The 17082-nt window shown below is 67.3% G+C and carries 15 protein-coding genes; 11 read left to right on the forward strand and 4 right to left on the reverse strand.

Annotation, left to right across the window (positions count from 1 at the left end):
- Positions 1–37 precede the first annotated feature (37 nt).
- The 7 genes from ACSION_RS03820 to ACSION_RS03850 all read left to right on the forward strand — a co-directional run bounded on the left by ACSION_RS03820 (position 38) and on the right by ACSION_RS03850 (position 7520).
- Positions 38–1192, forward strand: coding sequence for a glycosyltransferase family 4 protein (locus ACSION_RS03820; RefSeq protein ID WP_435304913.1), 1155 nt, complete (start codon positions 38–40; stop codon positions 1190–1192).
- Entirely contained in the window at positions 1189–2493 is a 1305-nt protein-coding gene (locus ACSION_RS03825) for an oligosaccharide flippase family protein (protein ID WP_435304914.1), read from the forward strand. Before ACSION_RS03820 ends, ACSION_RS03825 begins: the two co-directional genes overlap by 4 nt.
- Positions 2490–3626, forward strand: a complete 1137-nt coding sequence (locus ACSION_RS03830; protein ID WP_435304915.1) for a polysaccharide pyruvyl transferase family protein — start codon at positions 2490–2492, stop codon at positions 3624–3626. The genes ACSION_RS03825 and ACSION_RS03830 overlap by 4 nt, the downstream gene beginning before the upstream one ends.
- Positions 3623–4462 carry a glycosyltransferase family 2 protein gene (locus ACSION_RS03835; RefSeq protein ID WP_435304916.1) on the forward strand — a complete coding sequence of 280 codons (840 nt, stop codon included), beginning with the start codon at positions 3623–3625 and terminating at the stop codon, positions 4460–4462. The genes ACSION_RS03830 and ACSION_RS03835 overlap by 4 nt, the downstream gene beginning before the upstream one ends.
- Positions 4463–4466: 4 nt before the next feature.
- A complete protein-coding gene (locus ACSION_RS03840; protein ID WP_435304917.1) occupies positions 4467–5525 on the forward strand; it encodes an EpsG family protein in 1059 nt (352 codons plus the stop codon).
- A 7-nt stretch (positions 5526–5532) separates the two neighbouring features.
- Positions 5533–6294, forward strand: a complete 762-nt coding sequence (locus tag ACSION_RS03845; RefSeq protein WP_435304918.1) for a YdcF family protein — start codon at positions 5533–5535, stop codon at positions 6292–6294.
- A 119-nt stretch (positions 6295–6413) separates the two neighbouring features.
- The gene (locus tag ACSION_RS03850) at positions 6414–7520 is read left to right on the forward strand and encodes a polysaccharide biosynthesis/export family protein (RefSeq protein ID WP_435304919.1); all 1107 of its coding nucleotides are present in this window, start codon (positions 6414–6416) and stop codon (positions 7518–7520) included.
- A 17-nt stretch (positions 7521–7537) separates the two neighbouring features.
- Here ACSION_RS03850 and ACSION_RS03855 read toward each other — a convergent pair whose 3' ends face one another.
- Positions 7538–7915 carry a hypothetical protein gene (locus ACSION_RS03855; protein ID WP_435304920.1) on the reverse strand — a complete coding sequence of 126 codons (378 nt, stop codon included), beginning with the start codon at positions 7913–7915 and terminating at the stop codon, positions 7538–7540.
- A gap of 302 nt (positions 7916–8217) precedes the next feature.
- On the opposite strand from ACSION_RS03855, the gene ACSION_RS03860 reads away from it, so the two are divergent.
- Positions 8218–8469: a KGG domain-containing protein gene (locus ACSION_RS03860; RefSeq protein WP_435304921.1), complete on the forward strand. Its 252-nt coding sequence runs from the start codon at positions 8218–8220 to the stop codon at positions 8467–8469.
- Positions 8470–8491: 22 nt separating this feature from the next.
- Here ACSION_RS03860 and ACSION_RS03865 read toward each other — a convergent pair whose 3' ends face one another.
- The 3 genes from ACSION_RS03865 to cutA are packed head-to-tail and all read right to left on the reverse strand — an operon-like array spanning position 8492 to position 11701.
- Complete coding sequence (locus tag ACSION_RS03865; RefSeq protein ID WP_435304922.1) at positions 8492–9085, reverse strand: TlpA family protein disulfide reductase; 594 nt, start codon at positions 9083–9085, stop codon at positions 8492–8494.
- Complete coding sequence (locus tag ACSION_RS03870; RefSeq protein ID WP_435304923.1) at positions 9082–11364, reverse strand: protein-disulfide reductase DsbD family protein; 2283 nt, start codon at positions 11362–11364, stop codon at positions 9082–9084. Before ACSION_RS03870 ends, ACSION_RS03865 begins: the two co-directional genes overlap by 4 nt.
- Before the next feature lie 4 nt (positions 11365–11368).
- Entirely contained in the window at positions 11369–11701 is a 333-nt protein-coding gene (cutA, locus tag ACSION_RS03875) for a divalent-cation tolerance protein CutA (protein ID WP_435304924.1), read from the reverse strand.
- Positions 11702–11905: 204 nt separating this feature from the next.
- On the opposite strand from cutA, the gene ACSION_RS03880 reads away from it, so the two are divergent.
- The 3 genes from ACSION_RS03880 (at position 11906) to ACSION_RS03890 (ending at position 17079) form a co-directional block, all read left to right on the forward strand.
- Entirely contained in the window at positions 11906–12199 is a 294-nt protein-coding gene (locus ACSION_RS03880; protein WP_435304925.1) for a co-chaperone GroES, read from the forward strand.
- A gap of 104 nt (positions 12200–12303) precedes the next feature.
- A complete protein-coding gene (gene groL, locus ACSION_RS03885; RefSeq protein ID WP_055939743.1) occupies positions 12304–13944 on the forward strand; it encodes a chaperonin GroEL in 1641 nt (546 codons plus the stop codon).
- 213 nt (positions 13945–14157) lie between these two features.
- Positions 14158–17079, forward strand: a complete 2922-nt coding sequence (locus ACSION_RS03890) for a TonB-dependent receptor (protein ID WP_435306652.1) — start codon at positions 14158–14160, stop codon at positions 17077–17079.
- The last annotated feature ends 3 nt before the right edge of the window (positions 17080–17082 follow it).

Below are 17082 nucleotides of genomic sequence, written 5' to 3' on the forward strand. Positions count from 1 at the left end.
TCCTAGAATCCGGGAATCGATTCGCGCGGAGTCCGCCTTGAAGTTCATCCTGTTCGCCAACACCGACTGGTATCTCTACAACTTCCGCCTGTCTACGGCGCGCGCATTGCAGGCGCGCGGCGTGGACGTGGTGATGGTGTCGCCGCCGGGCGAGTTCGGCCCGCGTTTCGCCGAGCATGGCGTGCGTTGGGTGCCGCTGCGCATGCAGCGCGCCAGCCTGAATCCCCTGCGCGAAGCCGGCACGTTGGCGAACCTGGTGGCGTTGTTGCGCGAGGAGCGTCCGGACCTGCTGCACAGCTTCACCCTGAAGTGCGCGGTGTACGGTGCGCTGGCCGCGCGCGCGGCCAGCGTGCCGGCGTACGTGAATGCGGTGACCGGCCTGGGCTACGTGTTCGCCAGTGACCGCGTGAAGGCGCGCGTGTTGCGCCCCCTGGTGTCCGCACTGATGCGCGCTGCACTGGGCAGCGATCGCTCCCGCGTGATCCTTCAGAATCCCGATGACGCAGAGGCGTTCCATTCGCTGCGCCTGGCGCCACCCCATCACATCCGCTTGATCCGCAGCTCCGGCGTGGATATCGCACGCTTCAATGCCGATGGGCGGAAGCCGCGCGACGAGGGCGCGCTGCGCGTGCTGCTGGCCGCGCGGCTGTTGAAGGAGAAAGGGGTGCGTGAATATGCCGAGGCCTCAGAGAAACTCCGGGCCGAGGGGCGCGATGTCCGCTTCCTGCTCGCCGGCATGCCCGACGAAGGCAATCCCAGTTCCGTTACGCGCGAGGAAGTCGAAGGTTGGCAAGCGCGGGGCCTGGTGACGTGGCTGGGCCATGTGGACGACATGCCGGCACTGTTGCGCGACGTCGATGTCATGGCGCTGCCGAGCTATTACCGCGAGGGCGTGCCCAAGAGCCTGATCGAAGCGGGCGCATGCAACATCGCGCTGGTCACCACCGATCTTCCGGGTTGCCGGGAAGTGGTCACGCGCGACGGGCATGACGGCTTGCATGTCGTGCCGCGTAGCGCGGATTCGCTGGCGCAAGTGCTGGCGCGGCTCGACGACGATCGCGTGCTGTTGCACCAGTTGGGCGCACGTGCGCGGCAGAAGGCCCTGGCCGACTTCGACGAGCGCGTGGTGATCCGCCGGACCTGCGAGGTCTACGACGAGCTGCTGCCACGGCCGCTTGCGGCGGCCGCATGAACCAGGCCTTGCCCATGCCGTGGCGCCCGGCGATCGCCGCATTGTCCGTGTTGTCGCTCGCGACGGCAGCGGGCGCGGCGATGGTATTCCTCACCCAGGTGGTGCTGGCGCGCCACTTCGGCCCGTCGCAGTACGGCTTGTTCGCGTCCTCGTTGGCGACCGTCAGCCTGGTGGCGCCGCTTGCCGGATTCGGCCTGTCCCAATTCCGATTGAAGGCGCATGGGGCGGAAGGCTGGGCGGCCGAACGGTGGCAGGCGGCTTCTTCGCGCTTCCTCGCCCTCACCAGCGTGGTGGCCATCGGTGGCGTCGTCGCATGGGCCTTGCTCGGGCCACCCGTCGATGCCGAGACGCGCTCCATGTTGCTGGTGCTCGCTCCCTTCATCCTCGGTTTGCTGGCGGTGGAGCAGATCGGCAGCAAGCTGCGTCTGGAAGAACGTCACGCAGCATTGGCGGGCTGGCAGTTGCTGATGCCAACAGGAAGACTCGCGATCGCGTTGCTCGCGGTGGCCGGGCTATCGATGTCGATCCATGCGGTGGCCTGGGGGCACGCCGCGCTGGCGATCATGGCCGTGATGCTGGCACTGCCGCAGTGGCAGGCGATGCGGCGCGGCGAGTGGACCTTGAAGGGCCACGGCCCTCGCGACACTGCGCTCACCCGCGACATGGCGCGGCCGGATGCGCGCATGCTGTTCCGGCAGGCGTGGCCGTACAGCGTTGCAGCGGTGCTGTATCCGGTGTTCTTCCAGATCGGCACGGTGCTGCTGAAATACCTGCGCGGCGATGCCGAAGCCGGCGTGTTCGGCATCGCGCTGGCGGTGATGACGGCGATCTACCTCTTTCCCACCACGATTTATCAGAAGTTCCTGCTCGCGCGCCTGCACCGATGGGCGGTGCACGACCGCACGCGCTTCCGGCAGGTGTATCGGTTGGGCTGCATCGGCATGCTCGCGAGCGGCCTGCTGGTCGGCATCGTGCTGGCGGCGCTGTCGGGCGAGGCGGTCTGGGTGTTTGGTCAGCGCTACGCCGCCTTGCAGCCGCTATTGATCGTGCTGGCGGTGTGCGTGCCGATACGCTTCCTGTCGACCGCCGTCGGCGCGGTATTGTTGACCGAAGGCCAGATGGCGTATCGCGTGGGCGCGATGCTCGCGGCCGCGACCGCTGCGGCGCTGCTCAACCTGCTGCTGATCCCCGCGCAGGGTGCGATGGGTGCCGCGATCGCCACGTTGGCGGCAGAGGGCTTGTTGCTGCTGGCGATGTACCACGGTGCACGCCGCGCCGCTGCATTGCGGGGTGCGCCATGACGGCATTGCGGACGGCGTTCACTGGTTACTACGGCATGCGCAACTTCGGCGACGACCTGTTCGGCGTGCTCTGCACGCGCGCCGCGCAGGCGTATTGGCGTGCATCGCCCAGCGTGGTCGGACCACCGTTGGCTGCCGCGTCCGCGCGCAGCACCGTGCCGCGCCGCTATCCGACCCGCTGGTATGGCAGCACGGGACTGATCGGCAAGGCCAGTCGATGGATGAGCTTTGCCCGCGGCATCCACGATTGCGACGTGCTGGTGATGGGCGGCGGCTCGGTGATCACGGCACGCGAATCGTTCCGCAAGCCGATGATGCTGTCGGCGGTCGAGCGCGGCGTCCAGCTCGCGGCTGTCGGCGTATCGATCGGGCCATTCGCGGATACGCGCGACGAAGACGCAGTCGCTGCCTTCCTGCAGCGGTTCCGTTACCTGTCCGTGCGCGACGAGCGTTCGCGACGGCTGGCCCAGGCGATGGGACTGGAGGCGATCACCCACGCAGGTTGCGATCTGGCAGCGTTGCTACCGGTACTCGGGCCGCGCACTGCGGGTCCGGCGAAAGCGCAGGGCGCGTCCGTCCGCATCGGCGTGGCGCCGTGCCGTTACCGCGAGGATGGCGAGTACGCCGCGCCGTCACGGCGACGCTGGGAAGAACACCTGATCGCCGGGTTGGCGGACCTGCGCCGTACGCGCGAGGTCCACGTGGATGTGTTCAGCCTCAACGAGCATCCCCGCCACGGGGACCGGGAGCTCGCTCAGGCGCTGGTGGATCGCCTGCGCACGGAAGGCGTGGCCGCGGAGCATCGTCCGTATGCGAGCCAGGACCCCTTGCACACCGTCGCCGCGCTGGCTGCGTGCGACGTGGTGGTGAGCGCGCGGCTGCATGGCGCGATCGTGGCCTATCTGCAGGATGTTCCCTTCATGATCATCGACTACCACCCGAAGTGCCGCGACTTCGCCGATGACATCGGCCTGGATGCTTCGTTGCGGGTGACGGCCGACCAAGCAGGAAATCCGTTCAGCGACGCGTTGCCTGCCTTGCTCGCAGGCGAACGGCAACCGCGTGTTTCACGCGCCGATTACGCGCGGCGGGCGCCCGACATCTTTCAATGTGCACCATGGGCCAAGGCATGAACGACGCTATTCCGTCCCCCTCGATTCCCGGCGCACCGGCGCCCGTGAGCGTGGTCGTGCCGTGCTATCGGTGCGGCGACACCATCGGCGATGCGGTTGCGTCGATAGCGGCGCAGAGCCGACGTCCGGCGGAAGTGCTGCTGGTGGACGACGCCAGCGGCGACGACACACTCGACGCGCTGCATCGTGTCGCCGACGCGTATCCCGCGGGTTGGGTCAAGGTGATCGCGTCCTCGCCCAATGGGGGTCCATCGCGTGCACGGAACCTCGGTTGGCAACAGGCGGTACAGCCGTACATCGCCTTCCTCGATGCGGACGACACCTGGGCGCCGGACAAGGTGGCGTGGCAGATGGCCGAACTCGAGCGCGATCCGCGCATCGCCCTGATCGCGCACCGCATGAAGGTGGCGCCGCGCGGCGCGGCGCCCGTACCGGTGCGCGGCGCAGTGCGGACGAGCGTGATCGGGCGCCGCCGCCTGTTGCTCAACAATCCGTTTCCCACCGCTTCGGTGATCCTGCGCCGCGACCTGCCGTTCCGCTTCAACGAGCGTTTCCGCCGCGTGGAGGATTTCCTGTTGTGGGCGCAGATCGGCTTTTCGGGCTACCGCTGCGTCAAGCTCAACCAGGTGCTCGCTTACTGGCACAAACCTACGTTCGGCGCGGCCGGCCTCAGCGGCGATCTCGATGCGATGCATCGGGCGGGCAAGGAGGTGCGACGCGAATTGTTGGCTTCCGGACTTGTCACGCGCGGCGAGCACTGGTTCGCGCGCAGCGTGGGGCTGGTGCGGCGCGGTCGTCGGCGCATGCTGCTGCTGATGCGGCCGGCGACACGGTGACGGGATGAAGGCGTCCGGCAACGCGCTGCCCTACCTGCGCTCGGCCACGAGCCCCCAAGCCAGCGCCGAACGGTGGTTGGGCGTGGTCTGGCTGCTTGCCGTGGCCGCCTTCGGATGCTGGCTGGTGGGCAGCCGCGCACTGGACATCGGTTCCGACACGGAGACGTATGCGGGCTTCTTCGAAAGCCTGGACCAGGGCGTGCCGGAAACCCGCCTGGAACCGGGCTTCGCCTACCTGAGCTACGGCTTGCGCGTGCTGGGCCTGGGCGTGCCGGGGTACCAGGCGGTCCTGTTCGCACTGTTGCTGGTGGGCGTGGCCATCGCCGTGCGCATCCACCATCGTGCATTCCCGCCCACGCAGGCGTACCCCACGCTGTTGTGCGCGTCGCTGCTGTTGTTGTTCATCTCGCCGATGTTCGTCAACGCCTCGATCAACGCCATCCGCCAGGGGCTGGCGGCGCCGCTGGTGTTCGCGGCGCTGCTGTGTTTCCAGCAGCGGCGCTGGTGGGGCTTCGCGCTGCTGGGCGCGCTTGCCGCCAGCCTTCACGTTTCCTCGCTGCTGTACCTGGTGTGCGCGCCCGCCCTGTTGCTGAAGCCGAACCTGCTGCGGGCACTGGCCGCGCTGGCGTTCGTCGCCTACGTCAGCGGACTGTCGATGAAAGTGGTGGGCGCGGTGTCGCCGACGCTGTACACGACGGTCATGGAGTACACCGCGAACGACAACTACCGCGCCGGCGTGCGCATCGATTTCGCGGTGTTCACGATCTTCTGGTACGTCGTCGTGCTGGCCGTGTCGCCCTGGGTGCAGCCGGCGGCGCGCAAGCCGCTGCAGGATGGTGCCTCCGTCTACCTGGTCATGGTGGTGCCGTTCTTCGTGATCGGCTGGGGCTACTTCTCCAATCGCTATCTGCTGCCGGGCTGGCTGGCGGTTTCGCTGATCCTGGCGGCCGCGTGTTGCTACAGCCGGGTGGCGCCGTTGCGCCAGCCGTTGCTGCTCGGTGCCGGCCTGGCGGTGGCATGCGGGGTGCTGTTCTTCTATGTCAGCCGCGGCATCGTCATCTGAGATCGTGATGAACACCCTGGCCGAACTCGTGGTGTCGTTGAGCTACCCGCCGGCGCTCTCGCTCTGTCTGCTGGGTATCGCAGTGCTGGCGTGGGTGGTGCGAAGGCGCTGGATCGCCGGCAGTGTCGCCGGCGCGGCGCTGGCGTGGTCGGCGCTGTGGTCGATCCCGTTCGCGTCCGAAACCCTGCGCGGCGTACTCGAACATCGTTACGCCATACGCGAAGCGTCGGCCTTGCCCTCTGCCGATGCCATCGTCGTGTTGGGGGGAGGCAGCAACTATGCGTGGCTGGACCGCGAGGACGTGGACCCCACGCGCCTGCGCAGCAGCCGCCTTGCCGCCGGTGCGCGCGCCTGGCATGCGGGCAAGGCGTCGAAAGTGATCCTGAGTGGCGGCGGCGTCGGCAACACCACCGAAGCACGACGCATGGCCGATGCGATCCAGCGCCTCGGCGTTCCCGAAGAAGCCCTCATGCTGGAAGAGCGCAGCCACGACACGCGCGACAACGCGCGCTTCAGCACGGCGCTCGCCTCCGAACATGGCGGACGCCACCTGCTGCTGGTGACCTCCGCGCTGCACATGCCGCGCGCGAAGCTGCTCTTCACGCAGGCGGGTGCGGACGTCACCCCGGTCCCGGTGCCGGAAGGGCGGCCCGCGGTCGGGTTGCGTGAACGCTGGCTGCCATCGCGACGTGCGCTGTGGCGCAGTGGACGCGCGTTCAAGGAATTCGCGGCGCTGACGGCCGCATGGATCGGCGCGCGCGCGCATTAATCCGCGGTTGTGCTGCTTCCGCCGTTCTCTTCACGCCCCCGTTGCCACGATCCGGAGAACGACCGCGACGGCATGCCGTGCATGCATCGCCGCCATTCGAACCAGTGAGGTGCCCGGTAGTGAACATCCAACGTCCCGTCCAAGTCCTGCTCGCCACGGCGATCATCGCGACGCTGTCCGCCTGCGCGCTCGGCCCCGGCCAACGCATGATGCGCAGCGCCAGCGTGCCCAGCGGCGACGGCGACGCGCAGAGTGACGTGCGCATGGTGCCGATCACGCAGTCGCTGGTCGCTGCGCCGCGCGCGGCCGTCGCATTGCCGCCGACGCTGGCGCAGTACCGCCCCGAGGAATACCGCATCCAGCCCGGCGACACGTTGATCGTCACCGTGTGGGACCACCCCGAGCTCACGACGCCGGCAGGTAGCCAGCAGCAGGCCGCCACCAACGGACGGCTGGTGCAGCCCGACGGCAGTTTCTTCTTCCCGTATGCGGGCAAGCTCAACGTCACCAACCAGACGATCGAGCAGGTGCGCAGTACGCTCGCTAGCCGATTGAGCCAGTACCTGAAGTCGCCGCAGGTCGATGTCAACGTGGTCGGCCATGGCGCGAAGGTCACGCTGCAGGGTGCGTTCCAGGACACCACGCCGCAGGAGTTCACCACCGTGCCGCTGACGCTGTCGCAGGCGGTGGGGCGTGCACGCATCGATGTGGAGCAGGCCGATCTTTCGGGCTTCGTGCTGACGCGTGATGGCAGCGACTACCCGCTCGACCTCGATGCCTTGAATCGCGGCAAGGTCGCGGCCGATGTCTATCTGAAGCCCGGCGATCGCCTGTACATGCCGTTCAACGATCGCAAGCAGGTGTACGTGATCGGTGAAGTGCTGCGCCCGCAGGCGCTGACGTTCAAGACCACCGACATGAGCCTCACTCAAGCCCTTGGCCGTACCGGCGGACTGAATCCGGTGACGGCCAAGGGCGGTGCGGTCTACGTGATCCGCGGCATGGAGGACAACGCGCACGACCAGGCGACGGTGTACCACCTCGATGCGACGTCACCGGTGGCCTTTACGCTGGCGGACCGTTTCTCGCTGCGACCGGGCGATGTCGTCTGGGTCGGCCCGGCAGGCGTGACGCGCTGGAATCGCTTCCTGACCCAGCTGCTGCCGTTGTCCGGCATCATCAGCAACGCGGCCTCGGCGCAGTACAACTTCGACCGCGGCAATTGATCGTGGGCCGATGCGGATCACGCATCCAGCGTTTCTTCCTCGCGCGCATACGGTTGCGCGCGGGGAACCAGCGTCAGGCCGGGTGACGGTTGCGCCTCGCCGACGGGACGCAATGCGTTGCGCCGCGAAGCCAGCACACGCAGGCGATCGGTGCGCGCCAATGCCCATCGCGACGACCAGCGCATGCCCGCGGGGATCGATCGCACGGCGACGTTGGCTTGTGGTTGCCGCGGATCGTCCATCAGGACGACGACCAGCCAACCGCCGCGGCATGCGGCTACTTCAAGTACGGGATGCCCATCGAGATCCAGGCGCGCACCGCTCCAGTCGTCGTCGGGCGTTGCTTCCACCCACTGGAAATCGTCGGGAAGTTTCATCGGGACAGCCTTGGTCATGGGGACAGCCTTCTCGCTTGCACGGGGGGAAAGGTGATCGCAGGGCGCGATCGGGTCCGTCATCGACGGACGCAACGTGGTTCTTCGCAGAGAAACGCGGATGTTCTTTTTCGTGTGCCCCGATCATAAGGACTGCGACGCCGTCGCGACCATTTCTGCTGAGTCCGCTTCAGCAACAAGCCAGTGATGTGGGCATGCGTGCACTGGATCACATCGAGTCATGTGCATGAACGACGTTCACGCGCTCGTCGCATCGCATCGCACGTGTCGCACGGTTGCGTTCGCTTGCGTGGAAGAGCGCGATGACTGAGAAGAAGCGCAAGTGGGGCTTCGCGCTGCTCACGCCGGAGCAACGCAAGGAGATCGCGAGCAAGGGCGGTCGCGCGGCGCAGAAGCGTGGCCGCGCGCATCAGTTCGGCAGCGATGACGCGCGCGAGGCCGGCAAGAAGGGCGGCGCGAAAGTCAGTCAGGATCGCGCGCACATGGCACGCATCGGCGCGAAGGGGGGGCGCGTGCGGCCGGGCGACCGACAGGCGCGAGAAGAAGAGGAATGAGGCGCGTGCGGTGCCTGCGGGTTCAGTCGACCCAGCCGCTGATCTCGCCGTGGGTGAACGGGCCGATCTTCTGGCGCGCGATGCGGCCATCGGCGTCCACCAGCACGGTGTAGGGCAGCACGCCCTTGGCGTTGCCCAGCCAGACGCTGGCGTCGGCCGGGCCTGGCGTATCGAGCACGATCGGGTAGCGCACCGGGATTTTCGCAGTGAAGTCGCGCACGCCTTCCGGCGTGTCCAGCGCGAGTCCGATCACCTGCACGCCGTCGGCGCCCTGCGAAGCGGCGAAGCGGTCGAGCTCCGGCATCTCCTCGATGCATGGCCCGCACCAGCTCGCCCAGACGTTGATCAGCAATCGCTTGCCCGCGTAGCGCGCGCGCAGGTCGACGAGGGTGCCATCCAGTCCCGGCAACGCGATGGCCGGCATGGGGTCGCCGATACCCGCAGGCGTGACGCCGGCAGGTGGCGTGGGCGCCGTGGCGTTCGTCGCCGCGTGCAGCGCGCGTTCGCCCACCTGCGTGCGCCAGAAGGGATTGCCGTTGAACCACAGGCTGGCCAGCAGTCCCAAGCCGCCCGCGGCCGCCGCCACGAGCAGCACGCGCGATGTCGTCGCCTTCATCGCGCAGCGCGCTCGAAGGCCTGGCGCATGCCGTCCTGGGTCAGCACGGTCGGCAGGACTTCGCCCGCACCACCCCCGCGCGGATACATCACGTACAGCGGTACGCCGACCGCGCCGTGTTCTTCTAGGAAGGCGGTGATCGCCGGATCCACGTTCGTCCAGTCGCCGGTCATCATCACGGCGTCGTGGGCCGTCAGCAGGTCGCGGAACGCGGACGTGTTGAGCACGGCCTTCTCGTTGGCCTTGCAGGTGACGCACCAATCGGCCGTCATGTCGACGAAGACGATGCGGCCTTCCGCACGCAAGCTGCCCAGCGCTTCGGCCGAGTAGGTCACATGGTCATCGCCGCGCGTGGTGAGCGTCGAGGCTTTCGGCATCCGATGCGCGACGACCAGGGGCAGTACCGATGCGACGACCAGCAGCCCGGCGAGCACGCGTTGCAGCGGCGCGACGCGCAACCGCAGGCGCTGCCACCACCACAAGCCGAGCGTCAGTACCACCAGGCCTGCGAGCGCGAGGCCGATGGCATCGACGCCGCGCTGGTTGCCGAGCACCCACAGCAGCCACGCCGCAGTGAGGTACATCGGGAAGGCGAGTACCTGCTTCAGCGTTTCCATCCACGCGCCGGGGCGCGGCAGCCGGTTGGCGAGCGCCGGCACGAAACCGATCAGCAGGAACGGCAGCGCCAGGCCCAGGCCGAGCACCGCGAACACCAGCAAGCCCAGCACGCCCGGCGCCGTGAACGCGTAGGCCAACGCGACGCCCATGAACGGTGCGGTGCACGGACTGGCCACGACGACGGCGAGGACGCCGGTGAAGAAGTCACCGGCCGGGCCGCTGCGCGTTGCCAGGCCGTGACCCGCGCCTGCAAGGCGATGGCCCAGGGTGAACACGCCCGACAAGCTCAGGCCCACGGCGAACATGACGTAGGCGAGCACGCCGACCACCCACGGTTGCTGCAACTGGAAGCCCCAGCCCAGCGCCTGACCCGCGTAGCGCAGCGCGATCGCGATCGCGCCGACCGCGATGAAGCTGACCAGCACGCCGGCGGTGTACCAGAGCGCACGATGGCGAGCATCGTTGCCGCCGCGGCCGCTTTCGGCCAGCGATAGCGCCTTCAACGACAGGATCGGCAACACGCACGGCATCAGGTTGAGCACCAGGCCGCCCAGCAGCGCGAACGCGAAGGCGGTCAACAGCGAGATGGAGCCGTAGCCCTTGGTGTTCGCAACCACGTTCTTGGGCGGACGCGTCCGCTCGACATCAGAGGTTGCGACCGGATCTTCCTCGGTCGTCGTCTCCGCCGGCGCATCGACAGGCGTGGCCACGGGTGCCACGACGGCCGGCGCTTCGCTCACTACCGCGTCGGCGGGGGTCACCGTGCCGGCGGGGATGGCGAGCTTCACCCGACGTGTCATCGGCGGATAGCAGATGCCGTCGGTCTGGCAGCCCTGGAACGTCACCCGCAGCGTCGCGTTGAGTGCGTTGGCGCGATCGCGCTTCAGCGGCACTGGCACTTCGGCTTGGTCGAAGTACACGGTGACGTCGCCGAAATGCTCGTCGTGGTGCGCCACGCCTTTCGGCCAGCGCGGGGCCTGCAGCGAGACACCCGAGGCGCCTTCCAGCGCCATCGAGGTGCGATCGCGATACACGTAATAACCACGCGCTGGCGTGAAACGCAGCAGCAGCTGGTTGCCGTCGAAGGCGATGGCCTCGAAGGCGAAGGCCTGTTCGGCCGGCATCGGCAGGGCATCCACGCCGGCCTGCGGCTTCGGGCCCAGCAGGCTGCCACCGTTCGCGCCGGCGCCCAGCGGCACGAACGCCTCGTCCTCGGCGGGCGGCAGCGCGACCTTCAGCGTGCGCGTCTGCGGCGGATAGCAGATGCCGGCATCCGCACAGCCCTGGTACTTGATCTTCAGGCTGACGCTGTCGGTGCCGGGCGCGGGCCGGCCGGGCAGGGTGGCGACCAGTTCGCCGCGGTAGGTCTCGACATCGCCGAAGAATTCGTCGCGGTACGCCTTGCCCTTGGGCAGTTGCAGCGGCTGTGCGGCGAAGCCGGCATCGGCGTCCACCCCGGTGCGGTGGCGGTACAGGTAGTAGCCGTCGGTGATCTTCCAGCGGATCTCGATCCGGTCGCGCGCGGGCGCGGTGGCGGTCAGCACGAAGGCGTCGTCCACCGGCAGCAGGTCGTCCTGGGTGATCGCGGCCGAGGCGACGGGCGCCAGCAGCGAGGCCAGGGACAGCAGCAGGAGGGCGAGCAGGGTGCGGATCGGCGTCATCGGGTCACTCGGGTCGGGCGTCGGTGCGGGTTTCCGCGGTCACCCAGTCCAGATAGGCGGGCAGGCCGGCGGCGGTTTCGACCGCCAGGATGTCCGGCAGTTCACACGGGTGGAGTTCCGCCAGCCGGGCCATCAGGGCGTCGCGCCGGTCGGCCGGCGTCTTGGCCAGCAGCTGGACCTCGGCAGCCTGCTCCACCTGGCCCTGCCATCGGTACGTCGAGACCACGCCGGGCAGCAGGCTGACGCAGGCCGCCAGGCGCTCCTCCACCAGGGTCCGCGCCAGCCGCTGGGCGGTGTCGGCGTCCGGGCAGGTCGACAGGATCAGGAAGACAGGCATGGGCCGCTGATTATTGCAGACCCGCCCGGGCGGGCCCCTGCGACAAAGATGCGCACCCGCCCTTGAAAGCCCTGCGGCACCCCCAATATCCCCTGCATCCCGGCTTGGCCGGGTTTTTGTACCCGCGGCGTTGGCAGTCCCCTGAGGCGAGTGCTAACATCGCTGCCCCTTTCCCAGTCCAATCAATCACTTAAGAGGATTGACATGAGCAATATCAAGCCGCTGTACGACCGCCTGGTGGTCAAGCCGATCGAAGCCGAAGAAACCTCGCTCGGCGGCATCATCATTCCCGACGCCGCCAAGGAAAAGCCCACCAAGGGTGAAGTCGTCGCCGTCGGCGAAGGCAAGTTCATCGATGCCACCGGCGGCGTGCGCGCCCCGAAGGTCAAGGTCGGCGACAAGGTGATCTACGGCCAGTACTCCGGTTCGGCGTACAAGTCCGAAGGCGTCGAGTACAAGATCATCAAGGAAGACGACGTCCTCGCGATCCTCGGCTGATCGCGCGCGGCGGCCACGCGCCGCCGCCCACGTCACCGCAATCCTCTTGATGGCGGGCCTCGCGCCCGCCGCACGAACCACTCTCAATATTCCTGGAGTTGCACATGGCAGCCAAAGATATCCGTTTCGGTGAAGACGCCCGTACGCGCATGGTGCGCGGCGTGAACATCCTCGCCAATGCCGTCAAGGCCACCCTCGGCCCGAAGGGCCGCAACGTCGTGCTCGAGAAGAGCTTCGGCGCCCCGACGATCACCAAGGACGGCGTCTCCGTCGCCAAGGAAATCGAACTGGCCGACAAGTTCGAGAACATGGGCGCGCAGATGGTGAAGGAAGTCGCGTCCAAGACCTCCGACAACGCCGGTGACGGCACCACCACCGCCACCGTGCTGGCGCAGGCGTTCATTCGCGAAGGCTCCAAGGCCGTCGCCGCCGGCATGAACCCGATGGACCTGAAGCGCGGCATCGACCAGGCCGTGAAGGCCGCCGTCGAAGAGCTGAAGAAGCTCTCCAAGCCGACCGCCGACGACAAGGCGATCGCCCAGGTCGGCACGATTTCGGCCAACTCCGACAGCAACATCGGCGACATCATCGCCGAGGCCATGAAGAAGGTCGGCAAGGAAGGCGTGATCACCGTTGAAGAAGGCTCGGGCCTGGAGAACGAACTCGACGTCGTCGAGGGCATGCAGTTCGACCGCGGCTACCTGTCGCCGTACTTCATCAACAACCAGCAGTCGCAGCAGGTCGAATTCGACGACCCCTTCATCCTGATCCACGACAAGAAGGTCTCCAACGTCCGCGAACTGCTGCCGGTGCTGGAAGGCGTCGCCAAGGCCGGCAAGCCGCTGCTGATCGTGGCCGAGGAAGTGGAAGGCGAAGCCCTCGCCACGCTGGTGGTCAACACCATCCGCGGCATCGTCAAGGTCGCCGCCGTCAAGGCGCCGGGCTTCGGTGACCGTCGCAAGGCCATCCTGGAAGACATCGCCACGCTGACCAACGGCACGGTGATCTCCGAGGAAGTCGGCCTGCAGCTCGAGAAGGCCACCATCAACGACCTGGGTCGTGCGAAGAAGGTCGTTATCTCCAAGGAGAACACCACCATCATCGACGGCGCCGGCGATGCCGAGCGCATCCAGTCGCGCATCAAGCAGATCAAGGCGCAGATCGAAGAGACCTCTTCGGACTACGACCGCGAGAAGCTGCAGGAACGCGTGGCCAAGCTGGCCGGCGGCGTGGCCGTGATCAAGGTCGGTGCTTCGACCGAGATCGAGATGAAGGAAAAGAAGGCCCGCGTCGAAGACGCCCTGCACGCCACGCGTGCGGCGGTGGAAGAAGGCGTGGTCCCGGGCGGCGGCGTGGCGCTGATCCGCGCGCTGCAGACCATCGGCACCCTGAAGGGCGCCAACGAAGACCAGAACCACGGCATCCAGATCGCCCTGCGCGCCATGGAAGCCCCGCTGCGCGAAATCGTGACCAACGCCGGTGAAGAGCCGTCGGTGATCGTGAACCGCGTGAAGGACGGTTCGGGCAACTTCGGCTACAACGCCGCCAACGGCGAGTTCGGCGACATGATCGAGTTCGGCATCCTGGACCCGACCAAGGTCACGCGCTCCGCGCTGCAGAACGCCGCTTCTATCGCGGGCCTGATGATCACCACCGAAGCGATGGTGGCCGAGGCTCCGAAGAAGGACGAGCCGGCGATGCCGGCCGGCGGTGGCATGGGCGGCATGGGCGGCATGGACTTCTAAGTCCTGCTTCCCGCGTCACCGTTCCAAGAAAGGCCCCGCAGCGATGCGGGGCCTTTTTTTTCGCGATATCCGACGCGCGATATCGCAACAAGCGTCCCTGCAAAGCCTTGCGCGGGACACCTTTCCGACGGACCCGCTCCGTAGCGTACGAACTTCGGTGCTTAACGATGTTTTCACCGAATACCACGCGAACGACAGCCATCGAGGAGAGGGATTCAGATGAAACGACATGCATTGCGCGACGCGATCCGCGTCGCCCTGGTCGCGTGCGCGGCCACCGCGGCCGTGGCGCACGCTCAGGACGCGCCGACGCCTTCGAGCGCGGCGCCCACCACGCTGGACCGCATCCAGGTCACCGGTTCGCGCATCCGCCAGGTGGATGTGGAGACCGCCGCGCCGGTGCTGGTGATCTCGCGCGAGGAGATCCAGAAGCAAGGCTTCAACTCCGTCGCCGACATCCTGCAGAACATCACCAGCGCCGGCAGTCCGGCGGTGAGTCGCACCACGCCGCTCGCGGCGGGCGAGGCGGTGGGTGGCGCCTACATCGACCTGCGCAACCTCGGCCCCAATCGCACCCTGGTACTGGTCAACGGCAAGCGACTGGGCATCACCACCGGTGGCTTCCAGGACATCTCGCAGATCCCGGCCGCGATGATCGAACGCATCGAAGTGCTGAAGGACGGCGCCTCCACGCTGTACGGCTCCGATGCGATCGCCGGTGTCGTCAACCTGATCACCCGGCGCAACGTGGACGGCATGCAGGCCAGCATCTACGGTGGGCAGTACTCGCAGGGCGATGGCCAGCGCACGGTGCTCGACCTGGTCGCCGGCTTCGGCACGGACCGCGGCTCGGTCACCGTGGGCGCGGAATACACCGAAGAGGATCCGGTGTGGGCGATCGACCGCTGGTTCTCGGCGAGCCGCTACCCGATGGGTGAGGGCAGGGCACCGCGTCCCGGAGGCGAAAGCGGTACCACCCAATACGGCAGGTTGATCGTTCCGGGCCGCGGCAACTTCACCCTGCGGCGCGAGACGCCCGGCTTGGACCCACGCGACCTGGATAGCTTTCGTGCGCTGGACGGCACCGACTTCTCGTTGCCCGTCCAGCAATCCACGCTGTTGGCCGGGATCGAACGGAAGTCGGTGTTCGTCAATCTGGATCATCAGCTCAGCGACCGGATCCGCTTCACCGGCGACATGCTCTATACCGACCGCGCATCGTTCTCGCGCAATGCGGGCTATCCGTACTCGTCGCAGGCGTTCGACACGCCCATGTCGATCGACAGCTATTACAACCCCGTCGGCAACCAGAGTGGCGATGCGGATCCCACCGCGGTGCATTTCACCCGCCGTGGTTGGGAGGTGCCGCGCGAGAACCGGCTTTCGCTGACCACCTACCGCTTCAGCGGCGCGCTATCGGGCTACTTCGACCTCGCCGGCCGCAGTTGGGATTGGGATGTGGGCTATCTGTACAACCAGAACAAGGGCGTGCAGGTCGGCACCGGCAATCTCAACCTGGCCGCCGTGCGGATGGCGGTAGGCCCGTCGTTCCTCAACGGCCAGGGCGTGGTCCAGTGCGGCACGCCGGACAATCCGATCCCGCTGGGCACCAGCCAGGGGGAATGCACACCATGGAATCCCCTGCTTCCGTTCGGCTACGGCGGCCCAGGCGATGGCTCGGCGACGGACCCGGCCGTCAGGCAATTCATCTTCCCGGTGGGGCAGGCCATCTCGATGACGAAGACGCAGGACTACTTCGCCAACATCACCGGCAGCCTGGCAACGCTGCCGGGCGGCGACCTGGCCATTGCGCTGGGCATCGAGCACCGCAAGGAATACGGCGAGTTCTCGCCCGATGCGCTGGCGCAATCCGGTGGTTCCACCGATCTCGCGGCGGGACCCACGTCGGGCGGTTACAGCCTCGACGAGGTGTATGCCGAAGTGCAGCTGCCCTTGCTGGCCGACATGCCGTTCGCACGCGAGCTGACCCTCAGTGCGGCGACGCGCTACTCGGACTACGACACCTTCGGCGACACCACCAACAGCAAGCTGGGCCTGAAGTGGAAGCCGGTGGATTCGTTGCTCGTCCGCAGCACCTGGGCCGAGGGCTTCCGCGCACCGGATGTCAGCAACCTCTACGGCGGTGCCTCGCAGACGTTCTCGTTCTACACCGATCTCTGCGACACCTCGTTCGGTTCGGCGCGCGGCAATGCACGCTGCCTGCAGGACGTGCCCGCTGACTTCCGCCAGCCCGCCAACGATGCCGACGGCATCGCCAACGGACCCGGTACGCAGACGCCGATCCCGTTCGTATCCGGATCGAATCCGGACCTGACGCCGGAGACGTCCGAATCGATGACGCTGGGCGTGGTGTTCAGCCCGTCGTTCGCGCCGGGGCTGAATCTGTCGCTGGACTGGTGGACGATCCGCATCGAGAACACCATCGTGGCCGACACCGAAACCCAGGTGCTGGACGACTGCTATCTGCGGGGGATCGAGGCGCGCTGCAATGCGTCGACGGGCTCGCGCTTCGAGCGCGACGCGGCCACCGGACAGATCCTGTCGTTCGTCACCACGCCGATCAACGTCGGTCACGTCGAGACCGAGGGTTTCGACTTCGACGTCAACTATCGCCGGGCCACGCCCTGGGGCACCTTCAGCGCCAGCTGGCTGAGCACGTACATCAGCAAGCTGGAACTCAAGACCGACGCGCTCGAGGACAACCCGCCACAGCAGTTGAACGGATTGTCGATCGGTACGGGTGCCAACTTCCGCGTGCGTTCGAATCTCAATCTCGGCTGGGAGCACGGCAGCTGGGGCGTGTCGTGGGGCATGCGGTACTACTCCGGGCTCAAGGAGCGCTGCGCGCTCGACGACATCTGCAGCCTGCCCACCTACAGCGCCCCGTGGACCGGGGGCAGGATCCTCCGGCTGCACGAGCGTCCCTCGACGACATTCCACGACGTGCAGGTCCGCTACCAGGCGCCTTGGGACGCAACGATCTCGTTGGGCGCCAATAACGTGTTCGAACGCTATGGGCCGCCGATGTATTCGCAACCGAACTCGGGCTACTCGTACTATGGCGGCTACGACATCGGGCGGTTCGTTTACCTGAAGTACCAGCAGAAGTTCTGACGC

It is taken from the genome of Pseudoxanthomonas sp. LjRoot125, assembly GCF_964252705.1.
GTDB lineage: Bacteria > Pseudomonadota > Gammaproteobacteria > Xanthomonadales > Xanthomonadaceae > Pseudoxanthomonas_A.